We start from the raw sequence: 18,946 nt of genomic DNA on the forward strand, positions 1-18,946 counted from the left end.
TGGTAGAGAATCAAGGTCTTCACCGTTGCGAATATCTTGCCGTACCTGCTCTTGGCGCTGTGCATAACTCTCGCTCGCACTGAAGCGCGATCGCATTTGGTACTCGCCAAAGTTCATGCCACGAGCAGCCCAATTCTCAGACATCCGGTTGAAGTTCTCTACGTCTAGTTTCTTTTTGTACTCCAATTGTTCCAGGTATCCCTCGCTGAGACCAATGTTGCGGGCATACTCCATATATTCTGGCTTGAGCGTGCCATCTGGGTTAAATTTCTTTCTCTCCTCTTGGGAAAATAAATCTTCAGCAGTATATTCTACCCAAGGCTCCGGCTCGGTTTCGTCTAGTGCCTTCAGGCAAGCGTATTCTTCTTGAAACGATTGAGCGCGATTATTAATGTCAGACCAATTCCATCCATAAGAATATAACTGCTGAATGTATTCCTCCTTCAGAGAACCGTCCTGATTCACTTTCTTTTGATACATACCTTGCGACTCAAGCTTTCGCCAATCCATACGGTTGAGCAATCATTACTAACGTGTTTCCATTTCAATCCAATTGCTTCACCTGTGCGGCAACCTGTTCCAAATAAAAACTCTACGTAGTCAGCATAGTGATGGTAGTAGCGATCGCTTCTGAAAGCATGAACGATCGCCCCCATCTCTTCACGGCTGAAAGGCTTAGGCGGTTGCTTTGGTGCGGGCTTGATGCGCTTGGATATTTCTTTCCAAGGATTAGATTCAACCAAGTCTTGCTCGATTCCCCATCGCCAGCAAGCCTTAATTAGAGCTAATCTATCTTTTGCTGTAATTGGTTCAATCTGAGTTAACAACCAATCGGTAAAGGCTTCTGCATCAACCTCTGCGATCGCACTTGCTGGATTGTCTCCAAAGCACTGCTTGAAATACCCGACAATCGCGGCATATTTAGCTAGAGTCGGAGTTGCTAGATACTTAGCTTTACTCTCTGTAAACTGTTCAAACAGAGCAACTGCTGATATCTGGCTTCGTCTGGAAACAGCTTCAAATTTATACTTTTTCAGGGTTGGGTCAAAATTACCCGTAGCCATGTCTCCTTCTATCTGTCTAGCTTTTTGGTCAGCTACAATTCGATTCGTCTTACTATCGGGTAGCCCCAAGTAGAGAAAGTAACGCTTTCCGGCGTAGCTCCAGACTAAACGCAGACGTTCCTTAAATATCTGAACTACGACTGTCCCCTTAGCTGCTTTCTTCTTTTGTTGAGATTGAGATACGAATTGAGATAAAGATCGAGAACCTGAGTTTATCTCATCTGGTTTCTTCGTAGCGTCCGAAACCCTTGCCATATGCTTAATAGCCCCGATTGAATTATCTCAATCCTATCTCAATTCCAGCTCTAGATATCTCGATCTGTACCCATTTTTGGGTTGCTTATTGAGAATGAACTCGTAAACAAAGTTAGGCTGATAAACTACAAAACCCTTTAATAGAAAGGGTTACAGGCGATGGAGAATAGGAGACTCGAACCCCTGACCTCTGCGGTGCGATCGCAGCGCTCTACCAACTGAGCTAATTCCCCGTACTAATTTTAGATTTTGGACTGCTAGTCTCAAATTCCTATATGCCACTTGGTATTTTAACATTCAGCGATCGTATTCATCAGTTTGAGTATGAAAATGAGTACGAAAAATGCAAAGAATACTGTCGCTGTTGAAGCAGTAGAAGGTAGGCTGCGTCTGCGTTTCAGGGTTAATGGCTCCCAGAGATCGCTAGCAGTCGGTTTACACGACTCCAAAGAAAACCGCATTAGAGCTTCACTAATAGCCCGTCAAATTGATGTGGATCTGCTAAGTGGTAGCTGTGACCACACGCTAGAGAAGTACCGTCCTACGGCTAAAGCACCCGTTAGCGTTGCAAACCTATTTGAGCAATTCATCCAAGCTAGGGAGGTAGCTAGCACTACACTAGACAAGTATAGAGCCATATTGAATCAACTCCAGGCACATACTGTAGGCAGCAAGCAAGCACAAACAATTGGTGTCGCTACTGCTAAAGCGTTCGCTGAAACCATTAGGGGTGATTTGTCCGATCGCGTGTATAAAGAAAGGTTGGGTCTACTAGCAGCTTGCTGGAATTGGAGCAAACAGCCCATCAATCCCTGGAAGACTCTGCAACAACGCATCAGAGTCCCACCCAAACGCAAACCAAACCCTTTCACCAAGAATGAAATCATAGCGATCGTCAACGCTTTCAAGTGTGACAGGTACTACAGCCACTATGCGCCATTCGTGGAGTTCTTGTTCTTGACCGGGTGTCGTACTGGTGAGGCTAGAGCATTGAGATGGGGCAGTGTTAGCAAGGATGCTATCTGGATAGGGGAGTCTATCAGCAAGGGACAGAGAAAAGGCACCAAGACCAATCGCGATCGCTATATCCCTATCAATGACAGGCTGCGAAGTTTGCTAGACGGTCAACAATTTCGGTTGAGCATAACTGCTGACTCAATGCCCGATCGCCTTGTCTTCCCTTCTCCTACTGGCTTACCAATCGACGAACACAACTTCGCTAACCGGGCTTGGAGGAACGTGCTAGCCAAGCTTGCTATCCCCTATCGTAGACCATACCTAACAAGATCTACCTTCATTAGCCATGCTCTAGAGTCCGGCATGAGTCCTGTGTCAATCGCTGCCTTGACTGGTCACGCTGTCAGAGTGCTGTATGAATCCTATGTCGGTACAGTAACTCAACCCCAAATACCGGATTTGTTTTAGGTTTATCCTATTGTATTCCTATTATTAGGATGTGGATATTAGGGTGCAGATTGTTGTTAGTTTTAAAATGTCAAATGTAAGCTACGCAGGAATTTCAAAAATGTTACTATATAAAATATGAACAAGAGGTAGAGACGATGCGAAAGCGACTCAAAGAATCGGAAACATCAGATTTTCTCAGTTTTAAATTACCCACTTCTACTAATCGCCAATTGAAGAAGTTAGCTGTTTCTACCAATAGGAAAAAATCTGAGATTCTAAGAGAGGCGCTCGATCGCTATTTGGCTCAGATAGGCGCATAAATCAAAACACCCCTCTAGTTAGCAGCTAGAAGGGTGTTTAAGACGTTTTCTCAACTAATCCCCGACCAAAGGCATCAAGTTGAGAGCTGGTTTAACCAAGGAGTTCAACTATCGAATCACCAAGTGATTCAATGTCGAATCAACCAAACAAAAAGGAGTTACTATGACCGACCAAAACCTATACGCTACTTCTATTGTAGCCGATTCTGGGGCTTCACTCTCTCTCATTAATTATATTAACACGTCAATGTCAACCCCAGCAAGTGAGGCGTGGTTTGCGGTTGGCGATTTGGTAGATGTGGTGTTATCTGGGGATGCAGCAGAAGCACTACGGGGGCATATAGGTTATTGTCAGCGATGCGGATGCGAAGACGTAACAGTAAAGATTGGTAAACCGCCCCATGCTTATTCATTAAACTGCTCCAACTGTGAAAAGTGGATTAAATGGCTTAATAAGAGAGCGATCGTTTTGGTTGGAGGTGCAGTCTAATGTACCTCACAACAACATTAGTCGATTACACTCAGGTTGCACGATTCGCCTATAACTTAGGTTGTGCCACGGTAGACGTTATGCGCCTCCGTCTACTACTACCTAAAAATACACCCGAGGATGTCCTGATCGCAAAAGGTATGGCTTTTAGACCAAATGGGGGTAAAGCTGTGCCATTACCAAAGCAAGGCTACATCTTGTTTGGTGGCAGACACCCCGAGTTACGCATCCAAAAGACCAAAGACGATCGGTTAGTGGATGATAGGCGAAAATTTGCCTTCCACTATGACAAGGGGTATAACGCCTATGTTGTTGTCAATCAGATGGACACGGATACGGCTGAGTTTGCAAAAGGTCAAGACAGCGATATTACAGGCGGTAGAGCGCTGTTTTATGAGATAGATGACATAGCTATTGCCGAGCAGTGGAATCGGCTTAGAGAGCTTGAGAAGCAGCTTGGCCGCAGCGCCACAATGGTAGTCAAGACGAAGAAGAGTCTGCACTGCTATTTCACATTGGAAAGCCCCTGCTCTGTTGAAGAGTGGATCGTGTTTCAGCAGCGGCTAATTCAGCGCATGAACTCAGACCCTAGCCTATGGAACCCCGCTAGACTTATGCGGCTACCTGGGTTTCCTTATCGCGCTTATGAGGACAGTGATATAAGGGATGTGGCTCAGGTTGAGATTGTAGAAGAGTCTACTAATCGCTTCACTTTAGCTGAGTTTAATGGAGTGTTGCCGGGGTGGGACGCTGCTCGGTGGCAGCAGAAGATTAAAAGTCGTAACAGAAGTCGTAAAACCTCGCCTGAGATAACAATACCCGATCCGAGTTCGTTTAAGCCCTATGATATGCGGGCATTGGCGCAATACTTGCCGGACTACATCCACAGCGGTAGACCGGGATGGGCAACAGCTAGATGCCCCGTTCATGCGCTTAACGGCGAGCACTCAGGCGACTCTTTGCACGTCAATCATGAGACGGGCGGTTATATATGCCATGCCGGATGTAGCCGACAAGAAATTTGGAAAACTATCCAGGTTATCGCCCTGGCAGCAGGATATACACCTAAGCAGCCATCGAAGTGGCAAGGGTTGCCGTGGGAGCCAGACTTTGTTTGTCACGAGCGATACTTCCCAACTGACTTTAGCTTGCCGAAAAAGGTAGCCCTCTGTGCTGTCGCTGGTGCTGTAGGTGTTGGTAAGTCCGTGGTCGCTGAAAACCGAGTCAAAGAAGCTAGAGCTAACAACCGCAGCTTACGTGTTGAGGCTATACTTCCTCGCATATCCCTAGAGCGAGATTCGGCAGCTAAATACGGTTTGACAGCTAAGAATGATAAGTCTGAGTGGAAAGAAGATGTAAGCAATGTAGCTTATTGCATCAACTCAGTCCATCGCGCTAAAGCAACACCGCATATCTTGATTGTTGACGAGGTGGTGCAAGTGCTGATCGACCTCTTCACCGCTGACACTATGGCTAAAACTCGGTCGCAAATTATTGCGGCGTTGCGGGAAAAGTTAATAAAGACGATGCAGACTGGGGGTCAGGTGATCGTCCTCGACGCTCACATCAATACGCCAGTCATCAAGTTCTTTATGGAGGTAATGGGTTTAGAGCGCAAAGATGTGTTTTTGGCAAATAACACTCATCCGGGGCAACAGCGGACTTTTCATATAAGTACAAATGAGCGCGACCGCAACCTTCTAATCAACCAGTTTGATGAGGAAGTTATTGCAGGTAAACGCTTACTATTTATGTCGGATTCCTGCCGTACAGTGACCGAGCGCCACGCCAGACTGATTGAGCGGGGTGTTCCTAAAGATACTATATTGCTGATCACGTCAAAAACCGCCGATACGGATGCTGTTAAGGCGTTTAACCGCGACAATAAGAGCTTTCTACGCAATAACCCCAAGCTGCGTGTCATTATGGCATCTCCTTCGCTACAATCTGGCGTTAGTATCACTACGGGCGATTTTGAGAAAGGCTACGGGTTTTATAGCGGTGAGAGCTTCAATCCGCGCACTATCCAACAGCAAACTGCCAGATATCGTCCGGCTATGGATTGGCACATATGGACTGAGCCGTTTGTTGTTAGCCGTCGCTACCAATATACGGAATCCGACTTATTGCTCCGAGACATGTTTCATAAAGCCGATGCAGCCCTAGAGCTACTTGAACTTAAAGAGGCAGTGGCGAGGGGACGTAAGGCGATCGCCATCATTGCCGACCTGCGTAACGATCCTTTTATTAAGTGCTATGCCGAACTTGTGTGCCAAGATAACTTTGAGCGCATGAATCTAGCCAGCGAGTTTAAATCACTGTTGGAGCGTACGGGTCAGGCTTGGGTAGAGCAGACCTGGTTTGAAAAAGGATTCAAAGCCAATCTGTCAAAGAAGGCAATTGCTGAGATGAGTGTAGAGGAGCAAATAGCCTACGAGCAGCAGATGCAGTTAGTCAAAGAGTCTGATTACATTCGAGAGGCAGCGAAAGAGACACGGAAAGCTTTGAAGGAGGAGGCAGTTAAAGAGGTGCTAGCTCTGCCATTGCTGGATAGAGAAGAGTTTGAGGAGCTTAAGACTAAGCAACATCGGGGTCAGCGTCTTAGCCGTGAAGAGTATCTGAGCATTCAACGCCATGACATTGAGGAGCTAATCGCCCATATACCCCCAGCAGAGCGCCAACAGCATCGAGAGGCTGCGGTCAAGGGTATCCTGTTTGAGGGTGGTAAAGCTAAGCTACGGCGCTTATGGCAACTTATGCGTTCGGATAACACTAGAATCAATTGTCATAATAAGCTATTGATTGAGCTGGAGAAAGAGTTGCCGTGGCTTCCAGACGTTGACTTTAGCGCCTTAGAGCTAGACTTCTATAAGCGATCGGGTATATACGAGCTGGTTGTAGCTACGTTAGAGAAGAAGCATTTATGCTTCGATACACCAATAGTGACGCAGGTAAGGGACTATATTTTAGCTAATCGAAACGACGCTAGGATGTATCTCGGCAACCGCATTGCAACATCGCAAATTGGAAGCGGTTCGTCTATCCGCTTGATTAAGGACATTTTGGCGGTGTTTGGCATCGAGCTGAAGCGGCATACGACCAAAATGGAAACAGGGGAAAAGATAAACTACCACGTAATTGACCGCAATGCTCTTATTACGCCTTGGAAGTCAGCGTTCATGCGGCAATTAGAGCGACGTACACCCACTGAAGTTGAAGTCAAAGAGTCTGTTGGGATGTTCCAAATCGACAGGGATCTGCCACTTTGGGACGATGAAACAGTTAGAAAAGCGGCAGAGGATGCAAAACGAGACTATCGCGATTATGTGCCGACAAGCGAACTCTGCGGCTACTTCTATAACCCACAAGACAACGACCCCCTCCACATTTACAAATGCGGATCTCATTATTGCGTCTGGATGCCTGATGGGTGGTTCTACTTCTCCCACCAAAACTTCCTCAAATATTGCCATTCTGTATCATAATTTGATACAGTCTTGCCTCACTTTTTTCTTAAAACTATATATATTTATAGGAAAAAGTGAGGCATTAACACCCCAATCTTTTAACTTCAGACCCCTCTTTACACACAATCGCCACACATCATCCATCTATGATAAAGCCCTTCACCATAGATAAAACTCTATAACAATAATCTTAGTATGACCTAATGTGTATAGCAGTGACCGTAAAATCAAGGGTTTAGCGGCTGGAATCTATATGCAGCAGTGACCGCAACAAAAGGCTATTGTGAGGCGAGCGACCTCCGACCACTTGAAACCTAGACACACTAACTCTAAGGGTATACCAATAAATGCAGTATCGGGTTATTTCGGCTGGCGATTGGACGACCAGATGTGCAGGCGGGTTTCGGTCAGTCCCAAAACACCACCCAGCCAGCGTTTCAGCCTTTACAAACCCCACATTTTCGGTCAGAGCGAAAACCCGGCGCGCACCCTAATATCCGCCCATGACAAAGGTTTCAGCCCCTACAACCTCATTTCAGCGCGCACCCAATAATCACAGTATTATCTAGGGTTACAGCGGGGGTAACTGCGGCGGGATGGAAGTCTATAAAAGCTGAAATCCCCACTACTACTGGGTTAAAGACTGCGGCGCTATTGACCGTTTGAGGCTTTCCGATTTCAAATCGGACTGGGGCTGATTTTCTCGTTCGGTCACTGCTGCAAACTTTTGGGAGTTAAAAGAGGCTCTAAGCCCTACTGCACCTGGATTACGTTCTGCAAAGTTACTCAACGAAGATCGAACGGATATTGCTATACCAAATAATCTTAGTACCGGTTAAGAGTTTTCGGTCATTGATGGTTTTAATAACTGCAACATTTATCGCTATCACTGTCGATGATAGCGATACCGCTTTGAGGGTGGCAATTTGCGGGGTCTTGTAGCGGCTGAAACTTAGATACGGTAAGGCTTGAGGGGTGGCAATCGGTTAAAATAGTAGCGGGTGTATTGTGAGGTGCTGTCGAATCAACCGATAAAATGGCTACAACCTATATCCAGTGAGGAATTAGAGGTGCTGTCGGTTCTAATTACTTGGCACACTAGTTTATAAACTTTTATTGCATTATGCAGAAGAAGGTCATAAGCGAGTTGATAAAACTCTTGAGTCTATGGCAGCTATTCCTGAACCCGTATTCGATGTGTTGGCTCAGGGCGGCATATCCTAATAGTTATAATTACGGAAACCAATGATAAATGAGGTGTTAGTAAGCACCTAAGAAACTACTCTATTAGAGAGTTGAAATACTTTGGCTAAAAAATAGACGCATTAAAGGGTGAAGCTTATGCGGCATAGGGGGATAGAATTTATTTTATCGATCGTTATATAGTTATATAGGTGTTATGGAATACTAATTATCTGAAGCCAAAACAGTATAGTGGAAGCTCGGTAACGCGGTCATAAATTCTACAGATGCTAACTTTGGCATCACCTTATGAAGTACTACATTGTCTGTACAGAAGCTGAAGGGATCGAACTCTATTGGACTGGCGGGCGGGACGGCTACTGGACTAAGAGTTATGCCGATGCTTATTGTTACAAATCAAGATCTAGTGTCAGAGAAGTTTTGCAGCGGGAACATCCCAGTACGATCACCATCATGTGGATAGAGGAAATGACGGCAGAGCTGCACTTGCCGATAATGCAAAGGCGTGGTTGATGGGGGCGAACTTATGAGTGTGGAGATACTGGAAGACCAAATAATTTATACCACCAGTAATAAACAATTTATTCGCAACATTATTAAGTTTACTTATGACGATGGGCGCGTGAAAGCTGAATGCTACTTACACGATGGAGTAGCGGAATTGAAACAAGTGGATGACGGTTGGAAAGTAATTAGGATTGTCTATTAACCCTCGTCTGTCACCAGGATAAGTCATGAAAACTGTAAACACAAAGTTCACCCGGCAACTTCTTTCTACAATCGGACTGTATCGACCAATTAGAGCAATATATAGGCATTTTGAGCATCGTCAGGAAGTAGCTTTCTACTCGAAGCTGTTGGAGCCTGACAGCCTCTGCTTCGATGTAGGAGCTAATGTAGGTAAAAAGACTTTTGCAATGCTTGAAGCAGGCATGAGAGTGGTAGCGTTCGAGCCACAACCCGATTGCATGTACGAGCTTAAGATGAAGTGCATGGACTACCTTAACAAGCTGATTGATTGTGAGTGTGCCGTTGGTGCGGAAGTTGGAGAATCCACGCTATACATCAACAGCGTTCACTCCCACTCCAGCTTGAAGCAGAATTGGCTCAATGAAGTGACTGTAAACGAGATACAGGTATCCGTAATAACGCTCGATCAAGCTATTGAGGATTACGGACGACCAGACTACTGCAAGATCGATGTGGAAGGTTGGGAATATGAAGTGCTAAAGGGTCTGACGCAGCCTATACCCTTACTTTCCTTTGAATACCACCTGTCGCAGAAGGAGGTTGGTAAAGCTCTTGTCTGCCTCGACTATTTATCGCGCTTTGGAGACCTGCGTATCAATCTCCGGGCGCAGGGGAGGGCTATGTTTGCCTACGAAGATTGGTTGACTTTGCAAGAGTTTCTTAGGCTTTTTCCTGATGCTTTTCGTTCTCGCAAGGGATATAGCTACGGCAATATTTTTGTTCGTACAGACAATTATCAGCTATACCAATAATCGCAGTATAACTCGGTAATTCACTGGATCTCAACTTATCCAGGTCTTTACCGGAAAGTGCTACAACATTTTGGTTAATATACCTGGAAATCCCTACGAAGACTGAGTGCTACGCTCAGTCTTTTTCTTTTCATAGCGTATACCAATAATCTCAGTATATGCATCTACCTCAAATCGAACCAGCCCCTCTTAGCTGCCAAAACCTGTAACAAGTATTGATTTTTAAAGCTGTAACAGGTATAATATAGATAGGCAAAGAGTTTGAGCTATTAAGAATATGAGTAAGCCGAAAGGTGGTAGGGGTCAAAAGCAGACTTACACGACCTCTGTAATGAGAGTACCCGACCCTGTTAAACCACAAGTGCAGGGTCTAATCGATAGCTTCTACAAGGAAACAACACCTTCAAACACAGCCTTTAAACCTGTAACCAGTTTGCTACAGATGAGCGTGGACGAAGTAATCGAGCTGTACAGTTTGAGGCATCCGTGTGATATTAAGCTAGGGGACTACAAACCCGAATGCTGGGATATTGATTGCCGTTTAGATCCCCAATACGGATGGAATGAAGAATACGAGCAGTTCTGGCAGACCCACCAGCAACCTAAGCTAGAGAGGTTTCTAGAACTAACTGACAAGGTTAATCACTGTATTTGGCAGATTGATAACAGCTTCACTTTAGAAGTCCCGTGTGACTGGGGAGACAGGGGTAGTATATATGGAGCCATAGACAGGCTGATTACATATCGTCTAATCTCTCATTTCGATGAGAAAGTTGTTACAGCTTTAGAACTTGTGCAGTGGCAGATAGGCCCAAGTCACGACTGCTTTACTCATTTTTCTAGCCTTGCTAACTTCATCCAAGTAGCTATAGAAACGGGACGCAGGGATATACTAAAGTCTCTTGGGGTAGGGGACGAACCTCCAGTAGACAGGGCGCAGTATTGGACTGCATACTACACAGAACACCTCGATAAGGTTGACGATAATTACTGGAGATGGATTGGGAACCCAGAGGCTATGTCGTTCAATCCAACACTCACAAACCTGTTACAACTTCCTGAGCCAGAGAAGGATGTTCTATACCTGTTACAAGCATTGAAAGAAGGTAAGCATCCGTTCTACGAGGCAAAGTCGAATAGTCGTTGGGTAGGGGATATTTTTGTATCCGATGGAGCTGCCTTCTTTAACAGTGGTAAATATGGAGACTGGAAACCAGAACGCAAGGACAAGACGATACAAGCCTTCAAGCTATGGCATCTAAAAGCCGTTAAAAAGCTGGTGGGGCTAGGGAAGCTAAAAGAAATCTACAAGACATGCTTCAAGGCTGATTGGGAGTTAGTTGAGAAAGTTCTGAATAGTCCTAACTACGTAAGGCTAGAGGAGGAAGATAGGCAAAAACAAGCAAGAGAAGCGTATAACTACTACTACAGTCAAAGAACCTCCACCTCTACTAAATGGGCTACAGTGCTGGGTGTGTCTCCTACAGCCACTAAGCAAGAGGTGAAGGCAGCATACCGCAATCTCTGCAAGCAGTATCATCCTGATATGCCTACAGGTGATGCTGCAAAGATGAAAGATATTAATAACGCCTATGCTGACTGGGAACGACTATATCAAGCTGCCGTTTGAAATGGCTTAGCTTTCTCAGAGCGCAACAGCAAGGATGGGTGTTGATAGCATTCAACGGACTCTAGACATAGACAACATGACTGAGATGTTGATCGACTATTTGCGTCGTATTCACGCTAATTGTGAAGAAGCTGAAAGATTAGCCCGTGCTGTGTCTATGAGATGCTGGAAGAGGATCGGTGAGCAGATTGTTGAGATGAAGAAGGATGGTGCGATAGACATAGGAGGAAGACCAAAACCTATCGACGAACACGATAGGTTTAATGAAAGCACCAAAGTTAAGCTAGCCGACCTTGGTATTACACCTGACCAATCATCTAACTATCAAGCGATGGCAGCTATTCCCGAGCCTGTATTCGACGAAAAGAGAGAGAAGATGATTAGAGGAGAGGAACGGGTAAGTAAAAAGAGTCTAGTTGAGTTACTACTGAGAGCGGGGTATAGTTAACATTCGCTAATTTCTCGAAACGCTTTCTAGGAGATGATTTAAAAGAAATAGCATTTGGACAAAACTGTTTACCATACTGCACTCTCATTAGTAAATATCAGTAAGTCTCTCTGACGGAGTTATCTACTTGCTTATGATTATGTATCAGGAGTAATAATTATAGATAAGACTACAGCAAAATCTTAACAGAAACTCATGCCTGCTCTATTGATAAAATGAGGGGAGTCAGTACTATTTTAATCTTCACTCTGTAAGGCTTTCAAACTGCGGGAATTCCCATAGGTATAATATATGAGAATTCCCAATTTTTTGCTACACCACAAACAAAGCGATTAACATTTGCACTTATTGAATTTGCGCTCCTGATGGGATGTTATCTAACATTATTTGGTCAACTCCTCGAATCTCCTCCCAACTGAAGTAGTACTTGTCCATAGTCTCTGGACTAGCAATATGTCTTTTCACTCCGTTGTCAATTAAATAAACTGGAGCTGTGTTTATAGCACGGGCAAGAATAGCACCATTCGAGATTGCTGTTCCATCATCTATTTCATTCAAATCAGGAACGTTATCAAGTCTGTCCCAGTCGCGGAACAAGTTGTCGAAAGTTTGAGGATTTGGAACGTGCCGCTTTCGTCCTTCATCAACCAGATATATTGGGGGGCTATCTTCATTAAGACGAATTAAGCGTCCATTGAGCTGAGGTCGTGGAGCCATATTTATACTTACTCCTTCCTAAATTCTTTTGTATTAAGTTGACAATGTCAGCGGGAGTTATAGCACAATCCAAGTTCGCTAAACCTCCAAGTTATAATCGGACCCAAGCTCCATTTCTACAAGTGAACGGTCCAACTCTGCTTCCTTCAGGATATATCTGTCCATTGTAGATACAATCAGCATAAGCTGCGGAAGTAGTGCCAAGTAGTATCAAGAAGATTAGCGCTAATGTTTTCATGTTAAATTACCTCGTATAATTGATTTAAAATTAAGCCAAATTTATTAGCCCTACTCAGGAATAAATCTTAGAGGAGCAATAGAGACAAATCCTTTTCCTGTTTCTGCATTTCCTAAAATATCTTTTGCAGATATAGGGCTAACTTTTATTAACATAGGTTCATTGGGTGAAGTTGTACAACTGTCAGTAGTAATGACATTGACACGAGCAAAAGTCCCTGGTTTTTTTTCATTTCGAATTAACAAAGGGTACCCTACAAAATCCCCTTTGTCGATACATACCTTTGCTTGCCTTCCTCCTAGCGTAATATCTTTCTGAAAGATTGCTGGTAAATCTGGCTCTTCACAAAATCCTTGGTTTGTTCGGCAAAAATCTTTAATTTTCTTTAGTGCTGATCTGTCTGGTGCTGAAATGTCCATACTAATTCGTTGTGGTATATTGTCCACTACAACATTTACTGGTACAAGCTTTCCATTCTCTCTATCTAAAGCTAACAATCTATGTTCTTTAGGGCTAAAAATTAATTTGGCTTGCTTCAAGTCTTGAGACTTAATTATTTCATTAAATATCCATATAGTGGCTACTAAACTAGCTAAAGTTCCACCCAGTTTTACTATCCCTAATTCAAACTTAGTGTCTTGGCTTATTCCTCCCATAAAGCGGTAGACAAGCGATGAGATGCCGGAACCAAAGAAAATCGCTGGTACAAGTGGAATTACGCCAGGCATCAAGCTGAGAACTGTACCTCCTACAAAACCCGAGGCTGTGACTGTGATGAAGAATTTATCTAAAGCCGAAAGATTTGTTGATGTATTAGTCATTAGTTTGAAACATTTGCTGCAAAAGAATTTGGAATCTATCTCAGCTCGTCTATACTATTATTTCGTAAATGTCTACGAATGCCGAAAATTTAGCAGGTAAGGAAACTACCAGCTCTTTTGAAAAATCTTTTTTACCAAGCACCACATCTTATGTATTTGAAGATAAGAATGTAGTGGCTGTTATTTCCTATGAAGAGATGCTGCTTATTTCTATCTCTCTATAACTATATAACTGCTATACTTTGTTACTTCTAATTCTTTACCGAACTTTATTACCAATAATAATTTGCAAAAACGCAGTATAAGCAACATCTGCCACCCGCCAATTTTGCAGGTACATCCTCTTGGTTTACGGTAACTCTCATTTTCGTAACCTTTGTTTTTAGTATACGGGGTACGGTATGCAGGGTTTTTACGCTATAATGGGAATATATAGCGAAATTTTTATACTGAAAAGGCTCTCATCTATCTCAGCAAGAAGACGTGGACAATACAACCGCTTTAAGTGCATGACTTAGGGCGGTTATTTTATTGGATGGTGGTTGTATGTATCGGGACTTTTGGTTGCTGGGCGAGCTTCTTTTATCAAAAGAGGACTTTTGGACGGAAGATGAGTTAATTCCTTGGTCGGCGGATGACTTTTATGAGCCGTGGGGTAATGTGCCGTTACCTAAACCGATTCCTCGCCTCTTTGATAAGATTACCGATCATGTTGCTGATACAGAACCGGAAAGAACTTTGGCTCGATATAAGAGGTTAGGACATCGGCGAGCATATCTGGAATAGTCGCTTCCATCGATAATTTCGTTATACAGGTGGTGGAGGCGGTGGTTTAGGGATGTGGATTAGGTTGCTCGTTGTCGTGTGCATTAGGTGTCCTTGGTAGCGCGGAGGGTGTCCATAGCCCGAAACTCCTCCTCTACTTCGCGGATGAGGGTTCCAATGCGGTCTTGGGACTCTTCGCTAAGGGTCGTGGGCGTATTATCGAAGTCTTGTAGGTCGTCCTTAATAGTCCCCGTCTCGCGCCATTTGCATTGGGTCTTGAGATAGAAGATTGTGGCGGCTACGTTACCCTCCTCGATTAGGTCGAATAGTTTGCCCACGACATATACTTTTGCCTTTGCCCGTCCGCGTCTGTATGCCGCCATAACTTCGGGATATGCCCTACACCAATGGCGGACAGTGCGCGAGGCTAAGCCAATGTAATCCCCGATGTCTTCATGGGTCATCCCCTTAGCCGCACAGTCCTCGATATCGGCTAAATATTTGCGATATTTGTCTGGTGATTGAGTCATAGCGGCTAAGGTGAATGTATGGGGGTTATAGATCGCCGCGAGTAAAGTATTGGATGGTGATGGTTGCGGCGTTGGTGGCGTTGGTATTCTTTATCTTCAAGCCCTTGACCACGTTAGGGATGCCTTTGAGTGCGATTGGGGTATTGATGGGGATAGCCTCGCCAACTGTATCGGTGGGTGTTGTTGTGCCGTCAACAGTGGCTCTCAGGATTCGGTTGCTGGTTATGGTGCAGGCGGAGATTTGGTTAGGATTATCGTACTCTTTGACGGCTCCCGCAGCAATGGTGTCGTTGACCGTGGATATAGGTGACATTGCGAGATAACCTTCGTTGAAAGGGAGTGGTAGAGACTCAGGATTGATGAAGTCTGTATTTTGGTGTCCCGCTGGCATGTTGGAGCGGAATCGGGGTGTCTAGTCTTAAGGGCATTACGATCGCCTGATACGTATATGTCTATTTTAGCTCAAATGTATACGGGGTGCGGTATACGTTAGAATTAAAGGGTGTTTTCGATGAAGATAGGTATGCGTGAGAATGAGAATCATTATCAAAATTTGCCGTTTATAAAAGAGCCGCCGTATAGTTCTTTATGGCTGAGTGCGATGGATGAGCTAGACGATCCGAAGAAATATTGGTATAGATTGGAAGCCAATGGTAAGGCTCGGCTGTTATTGCCGTATGAGATTAACGTTTAGAAGCAGTCCTTAGGCTTAACGTATGTAAAGGGTGCGCGTCTATATCTCGAAACCCTATACAAACGTCCATATTGATTTGCTTTTAGTGCTTAACGTTTATTTATATTTGGAGACATATTAATGGATACAGTTAATTTGGATAAGTTGCTGGGTGAGAAGCTGCCTGTAATGGCATTTGAGTTGGGTGGGCGTACTTATCCGGTGTATGCGTATGAGGATCTTACTGTCGGTGTCACGGCGAGACTGTCGGAGGTTAATGCTGAGTTTGAGACGATCAACGAGCAGGTGCGCGAGGAGACGGATAGGATTGAGGTGGAGCTGAAGAGTCTGATGGCAAAGGAAAACCAGGACGTAAGCGCTAAACGCAATAGCCTAAATGCCACTCGTATTGCTCAGCAATCGCGGCTATTGAAGCCTATGCAAGATTTGGTAGAGACGATAGCGGATATGCCAAAGGGGACATTATCTAGTATTTCGGCATCAGCGCTAAATCAGTTGTTTATGCAGGTAAACGAGAAGGTATTTTCTAGCCTGGGAAAGCAGGAAGAACAGGTAGAAGAGCCGCCAAAAGAGACCCCCGAAGAGATGCAAGAGAGTACATTAAAGGCATAGCAGACGTTTTGCCTTTGTTTGCGCGGCATGGGTATAGGCGGGAAGAGGCGCTGAAGCTACCTTATTGGGAGTTCTGGGACTTCGTTAGGGCGGCTAAGAAGGAAGAGTTTCAGAGTTATATGACGCAGTTGAGCGTTAATTCTCTGCCGGAGATGGAGCCGCAAGATCGAGATCGCCTTATCCAGAAGGGTCTGGGTGTAGAGAAAGAGGAGGATGATGAAATGCCTTGGACTACTGGGTTTGCTAACTTCTTAAGGATGAACGGATAATGCCATCTATCGCTTCAGTATCAGTCGAAGCCCGCCTAGACTTTTCGAGCTTGAGTAAGGATTTTGCTCGGTTACAAAGTGAGGCGATGGGGCAGGGGGCTAAGGTAGGAAAGACTTTTGGAAGAAGTCTCGCTTCCTCTGTAAAAAGCACACCGATGAGGGATGTCGTTACAGGCATGTTTCAGGGGGTGGGGCAGCAACTAACCCAGATGGGCATGGAGTTAGGTAGGAGCTTCGGATCGGCAATTAGCAGCAGTGTTGCGGCATCGGCAGACTTTGAAAGGCTGAATAAGACGCTGTTGGTAGTGGCAGGTAGCTCAGCGGCAGTAGCGAAAGAGCAGGCATTTCTTAGCTCTACAATATCGCGCATGAGCTTACCTGTAAAAGAAGCAACTCAGAGCTATGTCGAGTTAATGGCGGCATCTAAAGGCACAGCTCTAGAGGGTGAGCGCACCCAGCGCATCTTTATGGGGTTGACTTTAGCGGGTAAAGCGCTAGGGCTGTCCAATGAGGCTCAGGCTCGTGCTTTCAATGCCGTGCAGCAGATGATGTCGAAAGGCAAAGTCTCTGCTGAAGAACTACGAGGTCAGTTAGGTGAGGCGCTACCAGGGGCTTATCAACTGTTTGCTAAGTCGATCGGTGTTAGCGCAGCCCAGCTAGATAAATTACTAGAGAACGGTCAAGTAGGTACTGATGCGCTCATACACTTTACCGAGGCGCTTATAAGGACATATGGTAATGCGGGAAACGCTACAAAGACACTGAGCGATGAGTTTACCACCTTCAATAACAAGATAGTTGAGGCGCAAAAGAATTTTGGCGACCTGATAAAGCCAGTGGTGTTAGCAGCATTAGAGAATATCAGCGCGCTGCTGAGTGGTATTGGTGTCGATCTGGATTCGGCGAGAGGTCTGGTCTCATTGGTGGCTAAGTGGTTGTCGGACTCTAAGGATGAAGCGGCAGCGTTAGGCTCTGCGATTGGGGATGTGGTCAACAGTGCGATGACCTACACTAAAGATTTGGCGCAGGGGATTGGCGACTACTTCGACCGCTATCCCGCTATGTTGAAAGCTGTCAATACTGCGGCAGGGTTCCTTAATGACACTTTGGACTTAATGAAAGCGACCGTAAATGCTATTGGTGCGACGTTTAACACGATCTTTGAAACTATAGGTAAAATAGCTCAGAAGCTAGACGAAATGAAGTTTTTTGAGTGGGCTAACCAGTCAATCCAAAATATCGGCGGGGGTTTGTCTGGTGCTTACAATCAGCTAGCAGGCAATATTAACGATCAGTCAGGGGTGACGCAAAGGGCTATTGAAAAGGGAAGTTCGGGTCTGCTATTTCCGGTTGCTGGTGGTGGAGCTAGAGTCAATATGGTAGGAGGTGGCGGGGTGTTTGGCGCTCCACGGTCTGGCGGCAGAAAGCATATGGGTCAGGACTACGACTACAAGACTGGTACGCCACTTGCCGCTACATTGACAGGCACGATTAAGGAAGTCTTTGAAAATAATGGTGAGTACGGGCTGGTTCTTGAAGGGAAGATAGGCAATGACACGATTGAGACGCAAATCTTCCACATGGATACGATTAGCGTTAAGCGGGGTCAAACTGTAACGCAGGGGCAGCGAATCGGTACTACTGGAGGGGCTAAAGGTTCGTGGGGTAGCACGGGTGAGCATCTGGATTTAAAAATTAAGAAAAACGGTGTATTTTTAGACCCGCGTACAGTGGCGTTTATGGGATCTAACTCAATAGGAGATCCGATATCTGGGGCGGCAGTTGCAGCGTCAGATACATCACCGATAACAGCAAGATCGCTAGCACCTTGGAAACCTCAAGCGTCGGAGGCTGATGCGAAGAAGCGGAAGAAAGATGCGGATGATGCGGCAAGAGCGGCGAGAAGGCTAATTGAGGAAAATGACCGAAAAGCTGCGCAAGCTGCATCCAATAGTAGGGGTCTGCGCGATCAGCAGTTTGATATAGCGACGCAGCAGGGGCGGGCAGGTTTATCGGGTGCAGCTTTAGAGCTTTGGAATGCACAAAGGTCTGGTACAAGTGCTTTACAGGGTCTATATGACCAGCGCGCAGACTTAGTATCGGCGCGGGGTATAAAGGTGCGAGACGGGGTAACGGGTGGTATAGATTATACGGCAGCGATCAAAGCCGTCGATGGTCTAATAGCGGCTCAGCAGAAGCTAAACAAGACTAATGAAGAGGGTATAAAGGCGACAAACGCTAGAGAAGAGGCTGAAAAGAAGGCTGAAGAGGATAGGAGGAAGCGCCAGGAGAATAATGAGCGGCGATCGCGGGCAATGGAATACGGCATACAATCTCGCGATCAAGGTATTGGACTTAGCAATCGAATGAGCTTAGTTGGACTAACGGGTAGCAATAAGACTTGGGCAGAGAATGCGCAAAGTCAAGAGGCTGAGCTTAGGATCGTGGATTAAATAACCTGTAATTCTGGCTGAGCAGTGTAATTCCACTGAGGCAAGAATTCATCAAAGACAA

The 18,946-nt window shown here is 45.2% G+C and carries 21 protein-coding genes and 1 tRNA gene; 16 read left to right on the top strand and 6 right to left on the bottom strand.

The window, feature by feature from the left end; genetic code table 11:
* The 3 genes from DSM107010_RS32255 to DSM107010_RS32265 form a co-directional block, all read right to left on the bottom strand.
* A partial coding sequence (locus DSM107010_RS32255; RefSeq protein WP_199755905.1) for a hypothetical protein occupies positions 1-480 on the bottom strand: 480 nt, incomplete at its 3' end.
* A complete protein-coding gene (locus DSM107010_RS32260; protein ID WP_106166463.1) occupies positions 462-1,319 on the bottom strand; it encodes an Arm DNA-binding domain-containing protein in 858 nt (285 codons plus the stop codon). The genes DSM107010_RS32255 and DSM107010_RS32260, both read right to left, overlap by 19 nt.
* A 160-nt stretch (positions 1,320-1,479) precedes the next feature.
* A tRNA-Ala gene (locus DSM107010_RS32265) sits at positions 1,480-1,552 on the bottom strand.
* 97 nt (positions 1,553-1,649) lie between these two features.
* Here DSM107010_RS32265 and DSM107010_RS32270 point away from each other — a divergent pair.
* From DSM107010_RS32270 to DSM107010_RS32310, 9 genes are all read left to right on the top strand, one after another.
* Positions 1,650-2,744, top strand: a complete 1,095-nt coding sequence (locus tag DSM107010_RS32270) for a site-specific integrase (RefSeq protein WP_127024921.1) — start codon at positions 1,650-1,652, stop codon at positions 2,742-2,744.
* A 137-nt stretch (positions 2,745-2,881) separates the two neighbouring features.
* Positions 2,882-3,046, top strand: a complete 165-nt coding sequence (locus DSM107010_RS32275) for a ribbon-helix-helix protein, CopG family (protein WP_106166462.1) — start codon at positions 2,882-2,884, stop codon at positions 3,044-3,046.
* Between the two features lie 163 nt (positions 3,047-3,209).
* Positions 3,210-3,536 carry a hypothetical protein gene (locus DSM107010_RS32280; protein ID WP_106166461.1) on the top strand — a complete coding sequence of 109 codons (327 nt, stop codon included), beginning with the start codon at positions 3,210-3,212 and terminating at the stop codon, positions 3,534-3,536.
* Positions 3,536-7,021 carry a DNA/RNA helicase domain-containing protein gene (locus tag DSM107010_RS32285; protein ID WP_106166460.1) on the top strand — a complete coding sequence of 1,162 codons (3,486 nt, stop codon included), beginning with the start codon at positions 3,536-3,538 and terminating at the stop codon, positions 7,019-7,021. The genes DSM107010_RS32280 and DSM107010_RS32285 overlap by 1 nt, the downstream gene beginning before the upstream one ends.
* Positions 7,022-8,494: 1,473 nt before the next feature.
* Positions 8,495-8,719: a hypothetical protein gene (locus DSM107010_RS32290; RefSeq protein ID WP_106166459.1), complete on the top strand. Its 225-nt coding sequence runs from the start codon at positions 8,495-8,497 to the stop codon at positions 8,717-8,719.
* A gap of 13 nt (positions 8,720-8,732) precedes the next feature.
* Positions 8,733-8,915 carry a hypothetical protein gene (locus tag DSM107010_RS32295; RefSeq protein WP_127024924.1) on the top strand — a complete coding sequence of 61 codons (183 nt, stop codon included), beginning with the start codon at positions 8,733-8,735 and terminating at the stop codon, positions 8,913-8,915.
* A gap of 25 nt (positions 8,916-8,940) precedes the next feature.
* Entirely contained in the window at positions 8,941-9,708 is a 768-nt protein-coding gene (locus tag DSM107010_RS32300; protein WP_106166457.1) for an FkbM family methyltransferase, read from the top strand.
* A gap of 277 nt (positions 9,709-9,985) precedes the next feature.
* Positions 9,986-11,338 (top strand): J domain-containing protein, encoded by a 1,353-nt coding sequence (locus tag DSM107010_RS40475; RefSeq protein ID WP_199755906.1) that lies wholly within the window; start codon positions 9,986-9,988, stop codon positions 11,336-11,338.
* A 76-nt stretch (positions 11,339-11,414) separates the two neighbouring features.
* Positions 11,415-11,786: a hypothetical protein gene (locus DSM107010_RS32310; protein WP_127024927.1), complete on the top strand. Its 372-nt coding sequence runs from the start codon at positions 11,415-11,417 to the stop codon at positions 11,784-11,786.
* Between the two features lie 345 nt (positions 11,787-12,131).
* Here DSM107010_RS32310 and DSM107010_RS32315 read toward each other — a convergent pair whose 3' ends face one another.
* The gene (locus DSM107010_RS32315) at positions 12,132-12,503 is read right to left on the bottom strand and encodes a hypothetical protein (RefSeq protein WP_106166455.1); all 372 of its coding nucleotides are present in this window, start codon (positions 12,501-12,503) and stop codon (positions 12,132-12,134) included.
* A 288-nt stretch (positions 12,504-12,791) separates the two neighbouring features.
* Positions 12,792-13,562, bottom strand: a complete 771-nt coding sequence (locus DSM107010_RS32320) for a hypothetical protein (RefSeq protein WP_106166454.1) — start codon at positions 13,560-13,562, stop codon at positions 12,792-12,794.
* 68 nt (positions 13,563-13,630) lie between these two features.
* Between DSM107010_RS32320 and DSM107010_RS38965 the strand changes: the two genes are divergently transcribed.
* Together DSM107010_RS38965 and DSM107010_RS32325 are read left to right on the top strand one after the other, a co-directional pair.
* The gene (locus tag DSM107010_RS38965) at positions 13,631-13,786 is read left to right on the top strand and encodes a hypothetical protein (protein ID WP_158631921.1); all 156 of its coding nucleotides are present in this window, start codon (positions 13,631-13,633) and stop codon (positions 13,784-13,786) included.
* Positions 13,787-14,108: 322 nt separating this feature from the next.
* Complete coding sequence (locus tag DSM107010_RS32325; protein ID WP_106166453.1) at positions 14,109-14,348, top strand: hypothetical protein; 240 nt, start codon at positions 14,109-14,111, stop codon at positions 14,346-14,348.
* An 83-nt stretch (positions 14,349-14,431) separates the two neighbouring features.
* On the opposite strand, the gene DSM107010_RS32330 is transcribed toward DSM107010_RS32325, so the two are convergent.
* Positions 14,432-14,857 carry a hypothetical protein gene (locus tag DSM107010_RS32330; RefSeq protein WP_106166452.1) on the bottom strand — a complete coding sequence of 142 codons (426 nt, stop codon included), beginning with the start codon at positions 14,855-14,857 and terminating at the stop codon, positions 14,432-14,434.
* A gap of 14 nt (positions 14,858-14,871) precedes the next feature.
* Here DSM107010_RS32330 and DSM107010_RS32335 point away from each other — a divergent pair, with 14 nt between their 5' ends.
* The 5 genes from DSM107010_RS32335 to DSM107010_RS32345 all read left to right on the top strand — a co-directional run bounded on the left by DSM107010_RS32335 (position 14,872) and on the right by DSM107010_RS32345 (position 18,885).
* Positions 14,872-15,180 (top strand): hypothetical protein, encoded by a 309-nt coding sequence (locus DSM107010_RS32335; protein WP_127024930.1) that lies wholly within the window; start codon positions 14,872-14,874, stop codon positions 15,178-15,180.
* 200 nt (positions 15,181-15,380) lie between these two features.
* A complete protein-coding gene (locus tag DSM107010_RS38970) occupies positions 15,381-15,551 on the top strand; it encodes a hypothetical protein (RefSeq protein ID WP_158631922.1) in 171 nt (56 codons plus the stop codon).
* Between the two features lie 120 nt (positions 15,552-15,671).
* Positions 15,672-16,163, top strand: coding sequence for a hypothetical protein (locus DSM107010_RS32340; RefSeq protein ID WP_106166449.1), 492 nt, complete (start codon positions 15,672-15,674; stop codon positions 16,161-16,163).
* A 119-nt stretch (positions 16,164-16,282) separates the two neighbouring features.
* On the top strand, positions 16,283-16,432 hold the full coding sequence (locus DSM107010_RS38975) for a hypothetical protein (protein WP_158631923.1): 150 nt from the start codon (positions 16,283-16,285) through the stop codon (positions 16,430-16,432).
* Positions 16,432-18,885, top strand: a complete 2,454-nt coding sequence (locus DSM107010_RS32345) for a tape measure protein (protein ID WP_106166447.1) — start codon at positions 16,432-16,434, stop codon at positions 18,883-18,885. The genes DSM107010_RS38975 and DSM107010_RS32345 overlap by 1 nt, the downstream gene beginning before the upstream one ends.
* Positions 18,886-18,946 lie beyond the last annotated feature (61 nt).

Origin of the sequence: Chroococcidiopsis cubana SAG 39.79 (genome assembly GCF_003991895.1) — a bacterium.
Taxonomy (GTDB): Bacteria; Cyanobacteriota; Cyanobacteriia; order Cyanobacteriales; family Chroococcidiopsidaceae; genus Chroococcidiopsis; species Chroococcidiopsis thermalis.